Source organism: Thermobrachium celere DSM 8682 (assembly GCF_000430995.1).
Lineage (GTDB): Bacteria > Bacillota > Clostridia > Clostridiales > Caloramatoraceae > Thermobrachium > Thermobrachium celere.
On sequence record NZ_HF952039.1, the window covers coordinates 130,318 to 147,453 of the forward strand.

Annotated in this window: 14 protein-coding genes; 7 read left to right on the forward strand and 7 right to left on the reverse strand. The window is 30.7% G+C overall.

Annotated elements, in window-relative coordinates; all coding sequences use genetic code 11:
- Window positions 1–123: 123 nt before the first annotated feature.
- The 6 genes from TCEL_RS12160 (at window position 124) to ppcA (ending at window position 7,052) form a co-directional block, all read left to right on the forward strand.
- Window positions 124–1,014, forward strand: a complete 891-nt coding sequence (locus TCEL_RS12160; protein WP_018666540.1) for a GGDEF domain-containing protein — start codon at window positions 124–126, stop codon at window positions 1,012–1,014.
- A 101-nt stretch (window positions 1,015–1,115) separates the two neighbouring features.
- Window positions 1,116–1,700: a rubrerythrin gene (gene rbr / locus TCEL_RS12165; protein ID WP_018666542.1), complete on the forward strand. Its 585-nt coding sequence runs from the start codon at window positions 1,116–1,118 to the stop codon at window positions 1,698–1,700.
- A 141-nt stretch (window positions 1,701–1,841) separates the two neighbouring features.
- Window positions 1,842–3,398: an ABC-F family ATP-binding cassette domain-containing protein gene (locus TCEL_RS12170; protein ID WP_018666543.1), complete on the forward strand. Its 1,557-nt coding sequence runs from the start codon at window positions 1,842–1,844 to the stop codon at window positions 3,396–3,398.
- 252 nt (window positions 3,399–3,650) lie between these two features.
- Entirely contained in the window at window positions 3,651–3,800 is a 150-nt protein-coding gene (locus TCEL_RS12175; protein ID WP_018666545.1) for a hypothetical protein, read from the forward strand.
- 187 nt (window positions 3,801–3,987) lie between these two features.
- The gene (locus TCEL_RS12180) at window positions 3,988–5,166 is read left to right on the forward strand and encodes an L-lactate MFS transporter (RefSeq protein WP_018666548.1); all 1,179 of its coding nucleotides are present in this window, start codon (window positions 3,988–3,990) and stop codon (window positions 5,164–5,166) included.
- A 272-nt stretch (window positions 5,167–5,438) separates the two neighbouring features.
- The gene (ppcA, locus tag TCEL_RS12185) at window positions 5,439–7,052 is read left to right on the forward strand and encodes a phosphoenolpyruvate carboxylase (protein ID WP_018666549.1); all 1,614 of its coding nucleotides are present in this window, start codon (window positions 5,439–5,441) and stop codon (window positions 7,050–7,052) included.
- A gap of 39 nt (window positions 7,053–7,091) precedes the next feature.
- Here ppcA and TCEL_RS12190 read toward each other — a convergent pair whose 3' ends face one another.
- Both TCEL_RS12190 and TCEL_RS12195 read right to left on the reverse strand, forming a co-directional pair.
- Window positions 7,092–8,372 carry an alpha-amylase family glycosyl hydrolase gene (locus TCEL_RS12190; RefSeq protein ID WP_018666551.1) on the reverse strand — a complete coding sequence of 427 codons (1,281 nt, stop codon included), beginning with the start codon at window positions 8,370–8,372 and terminating at the stop codon, window positions 7,092–7,094.
- A 19-nt stretch (window positions 8,373–8,391) separates the two neighbouring features.
- Window positions 8,392–9,507 carry a DUF362 domain-containing protein gene (locus TCEL_RS12195; RefSeq protein ID WP_018666553.1) on the reverse strand — a complete coding sequence of 372 codons (1,116 nt, stop codon included), beginning with the start codon at window positions 9,505–9,507 and terminating at the stop codon, window positions 8,392–8,394.
- A gap of 290 nt (window positions 9,508–9,797) precedes the next feature.
- Here TCEL_RS12195 and TCEL_RS12200 point away from each other — a divergent pair, with 290 nt between their 5' ends.
- Window positions 9,798–11,117: an amino acid permease gene (locus tag TCEL_RS12200; RefSeq protein WP_018666555.1), complete on the forward strand. Its 1,320-nt coding sequence runs from the start codon at window positions 9,798–9,800 to the stop codon at window positions 11,115–11,117.
- A gap of 36 nt (window positions 11,118–11,153) precedes the next feature.
- Here the strand turns inward: TCEL_RS12200 and TCEL_RS12205 are convergent, their stop codons facing one another.
- From TCEL_RS12205 to TCEL_RS12225, 5 genes are all read right to left on the reverse strand, one after another.
- The gene (locus TCEL_RS12205; RefSeq protein ID WP_018666557.1) at window positions 11,154–12,836 is read right to left on the reverse strand and encodes a hypothetical protein; all 1,683 of its coding nucleotides are present in this window, start codon (window positions 12,834–12,836) and stop codon (window positions 11,154–11,156) included.
- 117 nt (window positions 12,837–12,953) lie between these two features.
- Window positions 12,954–14,483 carry an alanine/glycine:cation symporter family protein gene (locus TCEL_RS12210; protein WP_018666559.1) on the reverse strand — a complete coding sequence of 510 codons (1,530 nt, stop codon included), beginning with the start codon at window positions 14,481–14,483 and terminating at the stop codon, window positions 12,954–12,956.
- Between the two features lie 20 nt (window positions 14,484–14,503).
- The gene (locus tag TCEL_RS12215) at window positions 14,504–15,679 is read right to left on the reverse strand and encodes a MalY/PatB family protein (protein ID WP_018666561.1); all 1,176 of its coding nucleotides are present in this window, start codon (window positions 15,677–15,679) and stop codon (window positions 14,504–14,506) included.
- A 173-nt stretch (window positions 15,680–15,852) separates the two neighbouring features.
- Window positions 15,853–16,167, reverse strand: a complete 315-nt coding sequence (locus TCEL_RS12220; protein WP_018666563.1) for a cupin domain-containing protein — start codon at window positions 16,165–16,167, stop codon at window positions 15,853–15,855.
- 512 nt (window positions 16,168–16,679) lie between these two features.
- Window positions 16,680–17,136, reverse strand: a 457-nt coding sequence (locus TCEL_RS12225) for an ATP-binding protein (RefSeq protein ID WP_040684105.1), incomplete at its 5' end; no start/stop codon positions are given.

Below are 17,136 nucleotides of genomic sequence, written 5' to 3' on the forward strand. Positions count from 1 at the left end.
CCCCTTAATAATATGTACTTATATATATTCTACATCAATTTACAACTTTTTTCTATTAAATAATTTAAATTTTCCAAAATCTATTGTATAATATTTGTAATTAAAATTATTGGAGGAGATGGAATGGGGAAAACTTTAAATTTAGATAATCTTATAGATAAAATAGACTTTTTAAATAACATCTATGATGCAATAAGAATTGTAGATCCTATAAAAAAGAAGGTGTATTATTTCTTCTCAAAAGATGATGAATCTATTGAACAAGACGGTTCCTGCTACGATTTTTGGAATCAAAATAAAATGTGTCTAAACTGCATATCCATGAGGACATATACCCAAGATGAAACCTTTATTAAAATAGAATACAATGGACAAAAGATATACGTTATAACTGCAACTGCAATTAATACAGATGCAGGAAAGGTTGTTGTGGAATTTTTAAAGGACGCAACAGGTACAAGCATTATTGAAGATATAGATGGTTTAACAAGCACAGAAATATATTCTAAGATAAATAATTTAAATGAACTACTTGTTAAAGACGCTCTAACTAATGTATATAACAGAAGATTTTTAGAAGATAGACTGCCTGTCGATATATTAAAATCAATTAGCGAAAATACTCCTATGTCAATTATAATGTGTGACATTGACTTTTTCAAAAAGGTTAATGACACCTATGGCCACTTAGCAGGTGATGAAGTCTTAAAACATTTTGCATCTATTCTAAAGGAAAGCATCAGAAAAAATGATTGGGTTGCAAGATATGGTGGAGAAGAGTTTTTGATAGTTTTAAATGGTGCTGATAAGGATACTGCTTCCAATATTGCAGAAAGAATAAGAAAAAAAGTTGAAGAGTCTGTTATTGAATATAACGATTTTAAAATAAAAATAACCTCAAGCTTTGGAGTATATCAAATTTCCAAAGAAGACACATGCTTTGATGCAATTGATAAGGCAGATAAAAATCTATATATAGCAAAAAGCGAAGGTAGAAATAGGGTTATATCATAATAAATTTTATTTAAGAAAATTATTTTTCATTAATAAGTATTTGTGTTGAATTTATTTGAAAATTATGATAAAATTAAGGAAAACTATTGGAGGTGGGGTTTATGAAATCTCTAAAGGGAACAAAAACCGCAGAAAATCTTATGAAGGCATTTGCTGGAGAATCACAGGCAAGAAACAGATATACATACTATTCTTCTATTGCTAAAAAGGAAGGATATGTTCAAATATCAAATATATTTATGGAAACAGCAGAAAATGAAAAGGAACATGCTAAGGTTTTCTTTAAATTCTTAAATTCAAGCCTTCAAGGAGAAGCTGTTGAAATTAATGCAGGATACCCTGTTGGACTTGGTGACACAAAAGCAAACCTTATGTATGCTGCAAATGGAGAAAATGAAGAGTGGTCAGAGCTTTATCCTGAGTTTGCAAGAGTAGCAGAGGAAGAAGGATTCCCTGAAATTGCAAATGCATTTAGAAGAATAGCAGAAGTAGAAAAACATCATGAAGAAAGATATAGAAAACTTCTTGCTAACATAGAAAATGGAGAAGTGTTTAAAAAGTCCAGCCCAATTAAATGGAAATGCTTAAACTGTGGATATATACATGAAGGAGAAGAAGCACCTGCTGCTTGTCCTGCTTGTGCTCATCCACAAGGATACTTTGAAGTTTTAGCAGATAATTTTTAATATACATTGAGGTAGAGGGAAACCCTCTACCTTTTATTTTTATAAACTTCATTTCCTTAAAACTCTCCTTTTTTTATTAACAAATCTATATTATAATATTGTTTGTTATGTTTTTAAAAACTAAAGGAAAGGAAGCCAAAGATGAGTATCTTAACTGTTAAAAACTTAAGTCATGGTTTTGGAGACAGGGCAATATTTGAAGACGTTTCTTTTAGACTATTAAACGGAGAACACATTGGACTTATCGGTGCGAACGGTGAAGGTAAGTCAACATTTATGAATATTATTACAGGAAGATTAGAACCAGATGAAGGAACTATTGAATGGGCAAAGAGAGCTCGTGTTGGATACCTTGACCAACATACAGTTTTACAAAAAGGACAAACCATAAGAGATGTTTTAAAATCTGCCTTCAACTACCTATTTGAGCTTGAAAAGGAATATAACGAGATATGTGAGAAACTTGCTGAAGCAAGTCCAGATGAAATGGAAAGCCTTCTTGAAGATATGGGAACAATTCAAGATATTTTAACCCATAACGACTTTTATATAATTGATGCAAAAGTAGAGGAAGTAGCAAGGGGACTTGGGCTTACTGATATTGGGCTTGATAGAGATGTTAATGATTTAAGTGGTGGACAAAGAACAAAGGTTTTACTTGCAAAACTTCTTCTTGAAAAGCCAGACATACTTCTACTTGATGAGCCTACAAACTATCTTGATGAACAGCATATAGAGTGGCTAAAAAAATACCTACAAGAATATGAAAATGCATTTATACTTATAAGTCACGACATACCTTTTTTAAATAGCGTTGTTAATCTCATATATCATATGGAAAATAGACAGCTTAATAGGTATGTTGGAAACTATGATGATTTTGTAAGGGTATATGAGGCAAAGAAACAACAGCTAGAGGCTGCTTATAAGAGACAACAGCAGGAAATTGCTGAGCTTAAAGATTTTATAGCAAGAAATAAAGCAAGAGTTGCCACAAGAAATATGGCAATGTCAAGGCAAAAGAAACTTGAAAAGATGGAGATTATAGAGCTTCCTAAAGAAAAACCTAAACCAGAATTCAACTTTAAAGAAGCAAGAGCCTCTGGAAAAGTTCTTTTTGAAACAAGGGACTTAGTAATAGGTTACGATACTCCTCTTTCAAAACCATTAAATCTTAGAATGGAAAGAGGACAAAAGATAGCACTGGTTGGAGCAAATGGTCTAGGTAAAACAACACTTTTAAAGAGTATATTAGGTGAAATTAAGCCTATATCTGGTGAAGTTCAGCTTGGCGATTATCTATATATTGGTTATTTTGAACAAGAAATAAAGGAAAATAACTACAATACATGTATCGAAGAGGTATGGAATGAGTTTCCTTCATTTACGCAATATGAAATAAGAGCTGCCCTTGCGAAATGTGGCCTTACAACAAAGCAAATAGAAAGCAAAGTTTGCGTATTAAGCGGAGGAGAACAGGCTAAGGTAAGGTTATGTAAGATAATTAATAAAGAAACAAACTTCCTAGTTCTAGACGAGCCAACAAATCATCTTGATGTTGATGCTAAAGAAGAGCTTAAACGAGCACTTAAGGAATATAAGGGAAGTATACTTTTAATATGCCACGAACCAGAGTTTTACAGAGATATTGTTACTGATGTATGGAACTGTGAATCATGGACAACTAAGGTAGTATAGTGCCACCCAAGTGAAATGTGACATTTTCTATATTTTAGCATATTAATTCTTTTTTTAGTTAGTTATAATAGGGGCTATAATTTAGCCCTTATTTTTTTATCTACTAACCTCCTTCTTAAAGTTTATTTGGTTTTATACCTATTTCTATTATCTTTCAAAGAAACATACTTTTGATATACTAAAATAAAAAGGTTATGTGGTGATGTTATGGTGCAAAATGTCTTAAGTTCATCTAATGCAAGTAATTGTCTAATGGCAAACATAATAAAATCAAGTTCACCAGAATTAAAACAAGTGGGAAGTATTTTTTATCTTCAGCCTAAAGGAATACAATTTGTTGGTGTTACTGCGTATATAACAGAATATGTAAGTATAGGAACTAATGTTGATCTACTTGCGTAAAATAACTCAAATTTATCTTTTCTATTTACATTTTGTCTCAAATATAAATTCCTTATAAATTTATCCCCAACTGTTCAAATCTTTATTTCTTTAAGCTCTTTTTTGTAACTAGTTATATAAGTAACTAGACTTTTTTTATTTTTTTGTTATTATATCTATATAAATTCTTATGTAAAGGAAGGTGTCTATGAAAAATAAAATTCGTTGGCTATACGTTGTCTTAGGAATATTAATTTTCATATGTCTTGGAACTGTTTATTCATGGAGTATTTTTAGAAAACCCCTTGAAAAGGCTTTAAGCTTAAATTCAACTCAAAGCAGTTTACCTTTTATGACTTTTCTAGCCTTTTATGCCTTCTTGATGCCTTTAGGTGGAAAACTTATTTCTAAATATTCACCTAAGATTGTTTTAATTATAGGAAGCATACTCGTTGGTCTTGGATGGATTGGGTCATCCTTTAGTAAAAATATAGTTATGCTAACTATAACATATGGAGTTGTAGCTGGTAGCGGTGTTGGAATTGCCTATGGTGTTCCAATAGGTGTTGTATCTAGATGGTTTCCTGATAAAAAGGGTCTTGCCCTTGGTATTCTTTTGTCTGGTTTTGGTATGTCACCATTTGTTACTGCTCCAATTGCAAAAAAATTAATAGATATGTATGGAGTATTTACATCCTTTAAGCTGCTCGGAATTATATTCTTGTTTATATTAATAGTTTTATCACTGCCATTTAAGTTTCCTAATGAAAATGTAAAAACTAATACTGAAGATTATAATTCGTTATCTCCTACTGAAATGCTTAAGGATCGTAAATTTTATATTTTATGGACGTGCTTTGCAATAGCAACATTTGTAGGCCTTATGATAATAGGTATTACGGGGCCTATGGGTGAAGATATAATTGGTATTCCATCCACTACAATGGCCTTCTATGTTTCTCTTTTTTCCATATTTAATGGTATAGGTAGGCCATTGTTTGGATATTTATCAGATAAGCTTGGTCCTTCTAAAGTTATACTACTATCATACACACTTATATCCTTTGCTACACTATCAATACTATTTTTTAATAATGCAAAGACATTTTTATTTGTTTTATCATTTGTAATATTTTGGATGAATTTTGGTGGTTGGCTATCTATTGCTCCTACTCTAACCTCCAAGTTCTTCGGGCCTAAGTATTATAGCGAAAACTATGGAATTGTGTTTACTGCCTATGGAATTGGTGCAATACTTGGTAATTTAACCTCTGGACTTGCTAAAGACTTGTTCGGAAGTTATAAATTTGTATCATATCCAATATTGGTTTTAGTTTTAATAGGAATAATTTTATCTAGATTCATAAACAAATCATCTAAAATATGATTTTGTAGTACTTTATATTAAATGTAAAAAAGCAAGTGGTATGAATATCATATCACTTGCTTTTTAAAATGTAATAAAATTTATAAAACTTATTTCCCTTTTAATTGGAAAATTTCACATTTCACTTGGGTGGCACTATTTTAATAATGCAAGTTTTGAAATTTATTTTTTCACTTTTATTTGATTTTTAGCATAAAATATATTAAAATATTATTAAATTTGAAATTTTGATAATGGTAAATTTCATATAAAATTTATTAGGAGTTGATACAATGTTTATACCATCTACTATGATGACTCAACACCCAGATAATGCCAAAGAATATATTTCTATTCAACAAGAACCAGATGAGGCTGTTTTTTCTCTAAAATCTCAAGAAGAAGGCGGATTAGGAATTCATGAAGTAATGGTAGATTTTGAAGGAAAACTCACACCTTATCACCAACCACTTCAAATAGCATTAGAACTTTATAATAATGGTATAATACCTGGAAAAGACGTTTTTATAACACCAAGACTAGCTAGTGCCGGAAAAGAAAGTATATTTAGACAACTTATGTGTATTATGGCTGTAATCGAAACCAATATATCATTATATGAAAAAACAGGCCATCAGGCAATTAAAGAAGTTATAATACCAATGTGTGAATCTGCTCAAGATATTATTAAGGTATACCATAGAATAAAATCTGTAATAGAATTAGGTAACAAAAATTTTTCTATAAAATTAGACGAAAATTCAATTGGAATTATCCCTCTCTTTGAGGATGTTTGTACACTCGTTAATGTAGACAAACTACTTAACGAATATATTAATGAGTTAGATAAAGAGGGCTACAGACCAAAATATATTAGATATATGATAGGAAGATCTGATTCAGCACTTTCATATGGAATAATATCCAGTGTATTATCTGTTGTCCTATCACTATTTAAATCTAAAAAACTGTCAGAAGAAACTGGAATAAATATTTATCCAATAATGGGTTGCGGAACACTTCCCTTTAGAGGACATCTAACATATGAAAATATAGAAAATTTCTTAACAACGTACTCAGGTGTTAAAACCTTAACAATTCAGTCGGCCATAAGATATGACCACAGCATAGATAAAACAAAAAAATTAATTAAGTTTATAAATCAAAATATATCAAAATATAATAGGGAAGATTATTCAGATGAAGATATTGAATTAATCACTAATATGATGGGTATAGCAACAAAACACTATTTAAAATCATTTATGAATATTATAGATACCGCATCTAATGTTGCAGTTCTAATACCTAAAAACAGAGATAGACTAGCAGCATCAAAGAAAGGATTATCTTATTCTAGAGAGTTTGTAGATTTAAATAGATTTGCTGAACTTATTAAAGACAATGATATTAAAAAGGAACTTTTAAATATAAATACAAATATAAATACCTCAATTCCAAGAGCCATAACATTTACAGCAGCCATGTATACAATAGGAATGCCTCCTGAACTTATAGGAACAGGAAAAGCTTTAAATGAAATAAAAGAACGTTTTGGACAAGAAGGAATTGATAAATTAATACGCTTTTATCCTCAATTAAAAAAGGATATCTCCTTTGCATTAAGATATGCAAATCCAACAATACTAAAAAGATTTGTAAGCGACGATGTTAGACAAGACTTCAAACAAGAAATATCTTTAATAAACAAAGTTTTAGATTTAAATTTTGATTTGGATGAAAACGTAGAAAATGAATATTATCATACACTTCTTAAAACTGCACGACCAATGATTTTACACATTCTAGGAAAAGAAGATCAAATACTTGATAGTAATTCACAGGAATATAGTATAGTAAAGGAACTTATTACTAAAATGGGAATAATCAGAGGTGGATTAGGCTAAAATATATGCCACTCAGTTTATAACTGAGTGGCATATTTATTATATAATTATAGCCTTATCCTTTAATTCCAATTCTCCATTTTTAACAACAACATCTTCTCCATCTATTAAATTCCTATATATGCCATCCTCTAAATCAACCTTAACAAATCCCTTTTTAAGTTCAACATTAAATATTCCAACTAATTTTTCATCTCCCATTTTATATGATGCAACAATAACATTATTATCGTCACAATCTATTTTATAAAATCCTTTGGCCATAATTTCCTTCTTTTTTATCTTAGCAAGTGTCTTCATATACTCAACAAATTCTTCCTTCATACCACTCCAATTTACCTTATCTATATCAAACAAACTTGGAGTGTTATCATCCTGCGCCTCTTGTCCAGCGTAAATCAAAGTTGCTCCCTTTTGGAAGTATAAAAATGCTGTCCATATTTTAAGCTTAGTCTCATCTGGTATAAGCTTCTTTGCTCTTGGTTGATCGTGGTTTTCTAAAAATCTAAGCTTTACATAATTATTGGGATATATTGCCTCTTGTAGCTTTACCCTATTTATATAATCCTTTAGAGTATTTTCCCCCTTAAAGTATCCTATATAAACATCATTCACATCATAGTCGTAGCATATGTCAAAGGCTTGATATACTTCACTATCTGAAAGCCCAACAAATCCATGTTCCCTCATTGCTAGTACAAAGCTTAAGTGGACACTTTCTGCAAGCCAAATTACACCTTCTTTAACCTTTGCAACCTCTTCCCTTGCCTTTAGCCAAAATTCAAGAGGGATAAGTGGTGCAACATCACATCTAAATCCATCCACACCTAAACTTACCCAGTATTTTAATGTTTCTATTTGATAGTCCCAAAGATCTCTGTTGTTATAGTCTAAATCTACTATATCTGTCCACTCTCCTACCTTATTTCCCATTTTTCCATCCTTTTTTCTATAGAAAAACTCAGGATGGTTTTCCACAAGGTATGAATCTGGTGATGTATGATTATATACAACATCTATCATAACCTTCATACCTAAGCTATGTATCTTGTCTATTAATCTCTTAAAATCCTCAAGGGTTCCATATTCAGGGTTTACAGCCCTATAATCCTTAATTGCATAGGGACATCCTAAGCTTCCCTTTTTATTTTTAACACCAATTGGATGAATAGGCATAAACCAAATTATATCTGTACCCAATGATTTTATTCTCTCTAAATCCTCTTCAACATCTTTAAAGGTTCCATTTTTACCATGATTTCTAACATAAACAGAATAGATTATTTTGTTTCTTAAAGTTATGTCAGTAGTCTTTGCCATAACAGTTCCCCCTTTAAAATCATACTTTAATTAACTCATACTCCATATTTCCTATTCCTATATTTTGTGCATGCTCTAGGCATACCCTCCAATCAGTTTTTCCATGAATTGCTGTAAACTTATCTTCAATATGTAAGTCACTATCATGATGATCGTGTATTGCACATCCCTTTATTGTTGGTGCACTATTTACCATATCAACGCATGCCTTATCTAGCGCAACTGGGTCAAAGGATGCAGCTATACCTATGTTTGGAACAATAGGCATATCATTGTTAGACCAACAGTCACAGTTTGGTGAAACATCCATAATAAAATTAATATGGAAATGTGGTTTATCCTTAATAACTGCATATGTATATTCTGCTATCTTTTCACTTGCAATAGATGCTGCCTCATCCCAGTTAACCTGTGCAGCATTATATTGGCATACTGCAATACATTGTCCACATCCAACACACTTATCATAATCTATAACTGCAACCCTATTTTCATTTAAGAAAATTGCATCATGGGCACAGCTTCTAACACACATTCTACATCCTACACAGTTTTTCTCCTTAATCTTTGGCTTTGAGGATGAATGCATAAATAGTTTTCCACCTCTTGAACCTGAACCCATTCCTAAATTCTTAAGCGCACCACCAAAACCAGTCATCTCATGTCCTTTAAAATGATTCATTGAGATTATAATATCCGCATCTGCAATAGCAGAACCTATCTTTGCTGCCTTTGTATGCTTTAGATTAACTTCTATTTCTCTATACTCTGTTCCCTTTAAACCATCTGCTATTATTACTTGACATCCAACTGTAAGTGGATTAAACCCATTTTCATAGGCTGCATCTAAATGGTCAAGGGCATTATGTCTTCTTCCTGTATAAAGTGTGTTTGCATCTGTTAAAAATGGTTTACCACCTAGCTGCTTTATTAACTTAACTATTCTTGCTGCATAGTTTGGCCTTATATATGCAAGGTTTCCTGGTTCTCCAAAGTGTATCTTTATAGCAACATATTTTTCTTTAAAATCAATATTTTCTATTCCTGCTGCCTTAACAAGCTTTTCAAGCTTATCAAGCATATTAAACCCTGGTTTAGTTCTAAGGTCTGTAAAATATACCTTTGACTTCTCCATAGTTTCCCTCCTAAAACAATAATTTCTCAAAATATTATAACACATTTGTATATACAAATATATTTATACATGGATAAATATTGCATGAATTTGTTTAGGCACATTTATTCAAATTATAAACTATTCGAATTATTATTTATAATTATACCGAATAAGTGTTATTTTTTGAATTATTACCTAATCTTAAATATATTTTCTTGCATATTTATAAATTTGTTATTGACTTTTAACAAATTTGTAGTATAGTTATTTAATGTGCTTTAAAAAAATACAGTAAAGAGGTGGAGTTAGTGGAAAAGGAATTAAAAAGAGAATTAGGACTTCTTCCTGCAACTGCTATAGTTGTTGGTAATATGATAGGTTCAGGTATCTTTATGGCACCACAAGGTCTTGCAGCAGCATCTAATCCAAAGTCAACAATAATTGCATGGATTATAACGGCACTTGGTTCAATGCTTCTTGCATTAAGCTTTGCAAACCTTGGTGTTAAAATGCCAAAAACAGGTGGACCTATTGTTTATACAAGAGAGGCATTTGGAGAATTCCCTGCCTTCCTAATAGCTTGGACCTACTGGATAGGTTCTTGGGTTGGAAATGCAGCAATTATTACTGCACTTATGAATTATTTATCCTTCTTCTTCCCTGTATTTAGTCAAAACAAACCTTTAGCCTTTTTAACATCCTCCCTAATTCTTTGGGCTTTAACCTACATCAACCTAAAGGGAGTTAAAGAAGCAGGAATAGTAAGTATGATTACAACAGTGCTAAAAATATTACCTCTAGTTGTATTTTCAGTAATTGCACTAACTCATTTTAATATATCATACTTTAATACTGTTTCTTCAAAGGAAGTTTCAGGGTTCTCAACACTTCCTGCAGCAATTGCAATAACTCTATGGTCCTTTGTTGGACTTGAAAGTGCCACAATTCCTGCAGGAGAAATAAAAGATCCTGAAAGAAATATTAAGCTAAGTACAATATATGGAACACTTATAACTGTTGCAATATATCTTGCTATATCAATACTTGCAATAGGGGCTATGCCTCAGGATATGCTAGCAAATTCAAATGCACCACTTGCTGATATTATAAACTATGCAACAGGACAAAAATGGGGTGGAACACTTATTGCCCTAGGTGCCGTTATCTCAACTTTAGGTGCAACTTCAGGTTGGATTTTAATTACTGCAAGAAGTTCCTTTGCAGCAGCAGAGGATAAGATGTTCCCTCAAATTTTTGCAAAGGTTCATCCAAAATATAATACTCCTTCTGCATCACTTATAATAAGTGGTATAGCTGCAAACATTCTTCTTGTTATGAACTATGTTTCAAGCTTAACTTCAGCTTTTAACTTTATGCTACTTCTTGCAACACTTTCATTCCTACCTGCATATTCATTTACAGCCGCAGCAGAGATACTACTTCTAAAAAATAAGGATAAAAACTTTAACTTAGTAAACTTTATAAAGAGCTCCTTTATATCAATACTTGCCTTTGCATATTCAATATATGCAATCTATGGAACAGGTGCAGAGGTTGTAATGTATGGGTTTATATTAATGCTTATTGGAATTCCTTTTTATGTGTATCAAAAAATACAAAATAGATAAAATAACCACTTAGGGTTTATTCCTAAGTGGTTATTTTTATATTTTATGTGAAGTTAACGCTTTACCCTTATAAATCTTTCTGTTTTTAAAATTGAATGCCTTAAAGTAATAATAAACTGTAATACCTACTAAAAAAATTATATAAATCAAATAAATAAGGGTATAAATTTTAACTTTATCTATACTAATTGGATCATTACAACTCTTATATATAAAGCTATGTACTACCCCAAAGACTATTGATATCACCACATATTTAATTGCTGATAAACATCCGTTTCCTGAACCTTCAACCAAATTTACATCAATAGTAAAAGGCAATTTAATCTCCATATCATTTAGATAAATTAAACACATAAGTATCATAGTTATTATTACTACAATATACTCTAATACTCCAATTTCCTTAAAAATAATAGAAAATAACAACAGGCTCAAAATAAATATAGGAAAAATAAAATTTAGAAATATAGCCTTTACTGCACCCTTTATAATAGGTTCAGTTTCTTCTATAGGTAAAACTTCATATATATACGCTGCTTTAAAGCTACTTGTATACAAAATATACTCAAGCTTTGTTGCTAAAAATATGATAATACCATAAACCACCAAAAACCACGAACCCGAACCTACATTTTCCCCCTTAAGTACATCTCTTATTAATGGCGCTATAAATATTACAGCACTTGATAGTCCTGCAGCCATCTTTTGTTTTAAAAGTCTATCTCTCTTAAACATTGACTTTGCAAATATATAAGAACTTTTTTCAATAGGATTTTTAATCAATAAATCTGTAAACCAACCCCTCTTCATTTTAGCTTGACTCTTATCTCCCATATTAAATTTATATAAATTTCTTTCCAGTTCAACTAATATATATTTTATAGTTACTATGAAAAATATAACCGTTATTAAACATCCTATTACAAAAGAAACTAAGTACTTTAGACTAAACTCTCCTAAAATAATATTAAATATTGCTGAATACCAAGTAGAAGGCAGAATAAATATGGCTTTTGAATTTTGTACTACATAGGAAGAACGTTGAATTATGCCTACACCAAATTGATAGAAAAGGACACTGCCTATTATAAAAACTATTTGAAAATAGTTTACGATATCCTTTAATTTTTCACCATCATAGTATTTAAGTATTAATGAGTACATAAAAATAGTTAAAGAAACTGAAAACATCATAATTAAAGGAAATACTATAAGCATCGAAATTAAATATTTATAACCAAAAATATACGTTCCTATTGCAGTTGGTAATATTGTAAGCATAATCATAATTGAAATTAAATATATAATTACATATGTTATTCTAATCGATGATAATGTTTTTACATCTATAGGCATTGAGCCTAATATGTTTTTATCAGATGTGCTCAATATTATTGAACTAAAGTCATGCACTAGGCTTAAGAATATAAAAAATATTATAATTGCAATTGAAAAATTGGATATTTGTTCTATATTATTTAACACAAAAGCAAGAGATGGTACTAAGCCTAAAAATATAACTCCAAATATAAAGGATTTAATTTCAGATTTCTTGCTTAAGCCTTCACCTATATAATCCTTATACAGAGATTTTCTTCCACGCCTATCGTTTTTAAATTTAATCTCTAATATTTTATAAAGCATCTCATAATCTACTTTAAAGTAATTGAATATAAACTTTAATTTACTTAACAGTTTTAAAAGTAACAATTCCATATATATATCCTCTCCTTATTTATACAATAATATTTAATATTACCATAAAATGCTAGATAAATAAATAACAAAAAAGTAAATTAAGGTCGCCCATGTATTAGGGGCGACCTATAAATTCTATTTCCATACATCTGTTTCTACTCCTATATCCTTTGAAACAAACCTACTTCCTTCATTTTTCTCATAATGTTTCAAAGTATCTACTACAATTTTTGAAGCTACAAGTAATATTGGTACGTTGGCAAATACAACCATTATATTTACAAAATCTGATATATACCATAGGTTACCAAGTTCAAGCCCTGCAAGAACTGTCAAAACTCCAAAAGGAACAAAGAAGAGAGCACCTAATGCACGGATGAAGTTTATAAATTTACTGCTCTTTGTAATAAAGTTACCTGATATTTCTGCAAAGAGTATAAGTCCTATTAAAGTTGTAAAGGCAAATAGTGCATAGCATAATGAAAGTATGCTTTGAACTATTGAATCTAGAGAAGTTCCTGGGATAAGGTATTTTACAGATTCCATATAAACAGTGATCTTTGAATTTCTAATTGCATCCCAAGCAACTCCTGCTTCTCCTGTCCAAAGATGTGCCATTACAACTAAAAATCCTGTTAGTGTACATATAACCATAGTATCAAGGAAAACACCTATAATTTGAACAAATCCCTGTTCTGCTGGGTGTTTGTTTTCAGATACTGCTGCAGCCATTGTAATTGTACCTTGACCTGCTTCGTTTGACATTAAACCTCTCTTTACACCTTGAGATAATGCTATTCCAAAGGCACCTCCAAAAACTGCCTCTGGTTTAAAGGCCCCAACAAAAACTTCCTTAAAGAAATATGGGATTAATCTTATATTGATTAGTACAATTACTATAACAATTGTAAAATATACAACAGCCATTATTGGAACTAAATAATCTGTAACCTTTGTAACACGTCTTAAACCACCAAATACAATTATTATAACTGAAATTGTTAATAGTATTCCTATTGCATAATAAACAGTTGATTGACGTCCATGGGTAACTCCTGTTAATGAATCTGCAACAGATCCTAAAGCTGTAAAGAGGTGGAATGTCTGCCCTGGAACGCAGAATAGAGCATATATTATAAATATAACTGAAAGGAATACTCCAACCCATCTTCTGTTACCAAATATCTTCATACCATAGAAGGGAAGACCTCCAACATATTCTTTATCCTTCTTTTCTTTAAAAAGTTGTGCAAGTACGGCTTCAGCAAAGGCAAGGGACATTCCAAAGAAGGCTGACACCCACATCCAAAATAGTGCCCCTGGACCTCCAACCGATACAGCACCTGTAACCCCCATTATATTTCCTGGACCTATACGCATAGCAGAACTTAAAAGGAATGCTGCAAGAGGGCTTATTCCTGTTTTTGCTACCCTCTGCTCTGTTAATATTTTAAGTCCTGTTTTAAACCTCTTAATCTGTACAAAGCCTGTTCTAATTGTAAAATATATTCCTGAACCTATTAGAAGTAAAATTGCAAATGTAAATTTACCAAGTACAGGAATATTAGAATACCACTTGTAGTTTGTTGGGAAATCCCATAGGAAATCTGTAATTGGAACTATAAACTCAAAAAATTTATTAATGGAATCAAAAAAGGCATTCATATTTAACCTCCATTACTTAATTAAATTTTACTAAATACATTTTTGATTCTTACAATTGCCTCCTCAAGCAAATATCTTGGGCAAGCGATATTAATTCTTTGAAATCCCCTCCCTTCTTCTCCAAATATTGAACCTTCTTGAAGTGCTACCTTTGCCTTTTCTTGAAGCAATCTTGATATTTCTTTATCCGAAAGTTTAAATTCCCTAAAATCAAGCCATACAAGATAAGTACCTTCTGGTTTAATTATTTTTAATTTAGGTATGTTCTCTTTTATATACCTTTCAAGGAAATTATAGTTCTCCTCTAAATAATCTATTAACGCATTAAGCCAGCCTTCTCCTTTTCTATATCCTGCCTCTATTGCTACAAGACTAAAGGCATTATTTCTTCTTATATCAAGAACCGCAAGCTCATCTTGGAAGGCTTCTAATTCTTCTTTTCTTGGGAACTGTACAAAGGATGCTTGAAGACCTGCAATATTGAATGTTTTTGTTGGTGAAAAGCAGGTTATAGTGATGTCTTCAACCTCTTTAGATAAGGATGCAAATGGAGTAAATTTATAATCTTTATATACAATATCTCTCCATATTTCATCTGAAATAACTCTAACATTGTATTTTAAGCATATTTCAGCCATTCTTGTAAGCTCTTCTTTTGTCCATACTCTTCCAACAGGGTTATGTGGGTTACATAGTATAAACCACTTTAAATCTGGGTCTTTACACTTCTCTTCAAAGTCATCAAAATCGATTATGTATCTACCATTAACCTCCTTTAGTGGATTTGTTACAAGTGTTCTTTTATTCTTTTTTACTACACTGCTAAAGGGTTGATAAACTGGTGGTTGGATTAATATCTTGTCACTACTATTTGTAAATAGCCTAATTATGAGCGATATCGATGGAATTACTCCTGGAGAATGGATTAATGTTTTTTGGTCTATTTCATATCCATACCTTCTTTTAGTCCAATCACAGGCACTTTGGTAGTAGGAATCTGGTCTATAGACATAACCAAATATCCTCTGTTCAAGCTTCTCCTTCATAGCTTCATATATTTCTGGTGCTACTTCAAAATCCATATCTGCAACCCAAAGGGGAATTAAATCATTTGATATAAAGTGTCTATCCATCTCACTCCATTTTGCTGAATGGTTTTTGCTTCTATCTACCTTTTTATCAAAATTGTACTTCATAATACTCCTCCTAATCTATTAATAGATGTTATATTTAATGTATCATTAATTTTTATAAGCATAAAGATTATTTTTATAATAAATATATTCAAATTCTAATAATAAAATACTGAGTAATATAAAAGGCCAAAGTATTTAATACAATACTACGGCCTTTTTAAGTGAATATGCTATTATTTAGCTGGTGCTGGAGCCTTTACAACAATTAATTCTAAAACTTCATCGTGCTTATTGCCAACATTCATCTTTGTATTAAAGGGTATTTTTAATACTGTACCCTGTTTGTATTCGTGAATTTCCTGTTCATTTAGTCCAATTGATAGTGTTCCTCTTACAACTGTCATATAAACATTTGAATTTGAAAAGTGTTCAGGAAGTCCCTCGCCCTTGTTAAAAATCATATGGATGTAGTGTATATTTTCATCCATAATAACCTTCTCAACTGCTTTTTCATTGCCAAGTGCAAGTTGATATACCTTTTCAACCATATCTCATTCCTCCCAATGCATTTTTATTTAATTTAACACAAATAAAAGCACTATATCTATGATATAAATCACAATTTTATTAATTTATTATTTATTAATAAAAAAATATATCTTTTTAATAAATATCGGAGCGTAGCCCAAAATTTTTTTAAATATTCACCTGTTTTATATGCTTGATAAAATAAAATTACACACATTCTAACTTTAAAAGAGGTAATTAACAAGTTCATTTTAGAGTTTTTAAAAAAATTTACTAGATATTAAAAATGTTATTAAAACAAAAATACTCAATACTAGCAATCATGATGGGATTTGTTTAAAAATGATAAAAAACTTTTACTTGCCTTTGTTATAATTCTCAAAATCGTATAATTCACACAATTATAGAACTTGATAGATTTTATTGCATTAGATACACTATGTAAGCTGTAGAAATAGTTAAAAAGCGTATACTGTAAATGTCAATATATTTTTGCACAAAAAGTGGAATATATTTATGTACAAAAATTGTACTATGATGATGTATTGGAAGAACTGTTAAAATATTTCATTTTAGATTTTAATCTGTATGAAGGACCTTTTATAGATATAACATGTGAATGATGTAATAATCTATCCAATATTGCATTAGCAATTGTTGCTGAACCAAATACTTCTCCCCAACTTGAAAAAGGCATGTTAGTTGTAATAATGGTTGAGTGTTTTTCATATCGTTTAGATATTAGTTGAAAAAATATATTGGCTGTATCTATATCAATAGGTAAATATCCAACTTCATCAATTATTAAAACTTTATATTTTGAAAAATGCTTCAATCTTGCTTCTAAACGGTTTTCAGCTAACGCTTTTTTAAGTTGAGCCATTAGTTCTTGAAAATGAATGAAATAAGTTGAATACCTGTGTTTGGCACATTCAATTCCTAAAGAAGTAGCAAGATGCGTCTTACCAACACCAGGTGTTCCTACAAAC

Bases quoted from the DNA above. Each gene is read 5' to 3' on its own strand.
- TCEL_RS12160 (WP_018666540.1), top strand. From the start codon at position 124: ATGGGGAAAACTTTAAATTTAGATAATCTTATAGATAAAATAGACTTT.
- rbr (WP_018666542.1), top strand. From the start codon at position 1,116: ATGAAATCTCTAAAGGGAACAAAAACCGCAGAAAATCTTATGAAGGCA.
- TCEL_RS12170 (WP_018666543.1), top strand. From the start codon at position 1,842: ATGAGTATCTTAACTGTTAAAAACTTAAGTCATGGTTTTGGAGACAGG.
- TCEL_RS12175 (WP_018666545.1), top strand. From the start codon at position 3,651: ATGGCAAACATAATAAAATCAAGTTCACCAGAATTAAAACAAGTGGGA.
- TCEL_RS12180 (WP_018666548.1), top strand. From the start codon at position 3,988: ATGAAAAATAAAATTCGTTGGCTATACGTTGTCTTAGGAATATTAATT.
- ppcA (WP_018666549.1), top strand. From the start codon at position 5,439: ATGTTTATACCATCTACTATGATGACTCAACACCCAGATAATGCCAAA.
- TCEL_RS12190 (WP_018666551.1), bottom strand. From the start codon at position 8,372: ATGGCAAAGACTACTGACATAACTTTAAGAAACAAAATAATCTATTCT.
- TCEL_RS12195 (WP_018666553.1), bottom strand. From the start codon at position 9,507: ATGGAGAAGTCAAAGGTATATTTTACAGACCTTAGAACTAAACCAGGG.
- TCEL_RS12205 (WP_018666557.1), bottom strand. From the start codon at position 12,836: ATGGAATTGTTACTTTTAAAACTGTTAAGTAAATTAAAGTTTATATTC.
- TCEL_RS12210 (WP_018666559.1), bottom strand. From the start codon at position 14,483: ATGAATGCCTTTTTTGATTCCATTAATAAATTTTTTGAGTTTATAGTT.
- TCEL_RS12215 (WP_018666561.1), bottom strand. From the start codon at position 15,679: ATGAAGTACAATTTTGATAAAAAGGTAGATAGAAGCAAAAACCATTCA.
- TCEL_RS12220 (WP_018666563.1), bottom strand. From the start codon at position 16,167: ATGGTTGAAAAGGTATATCAACTTGCACTTGGCAATGAAAAAGCAGTT.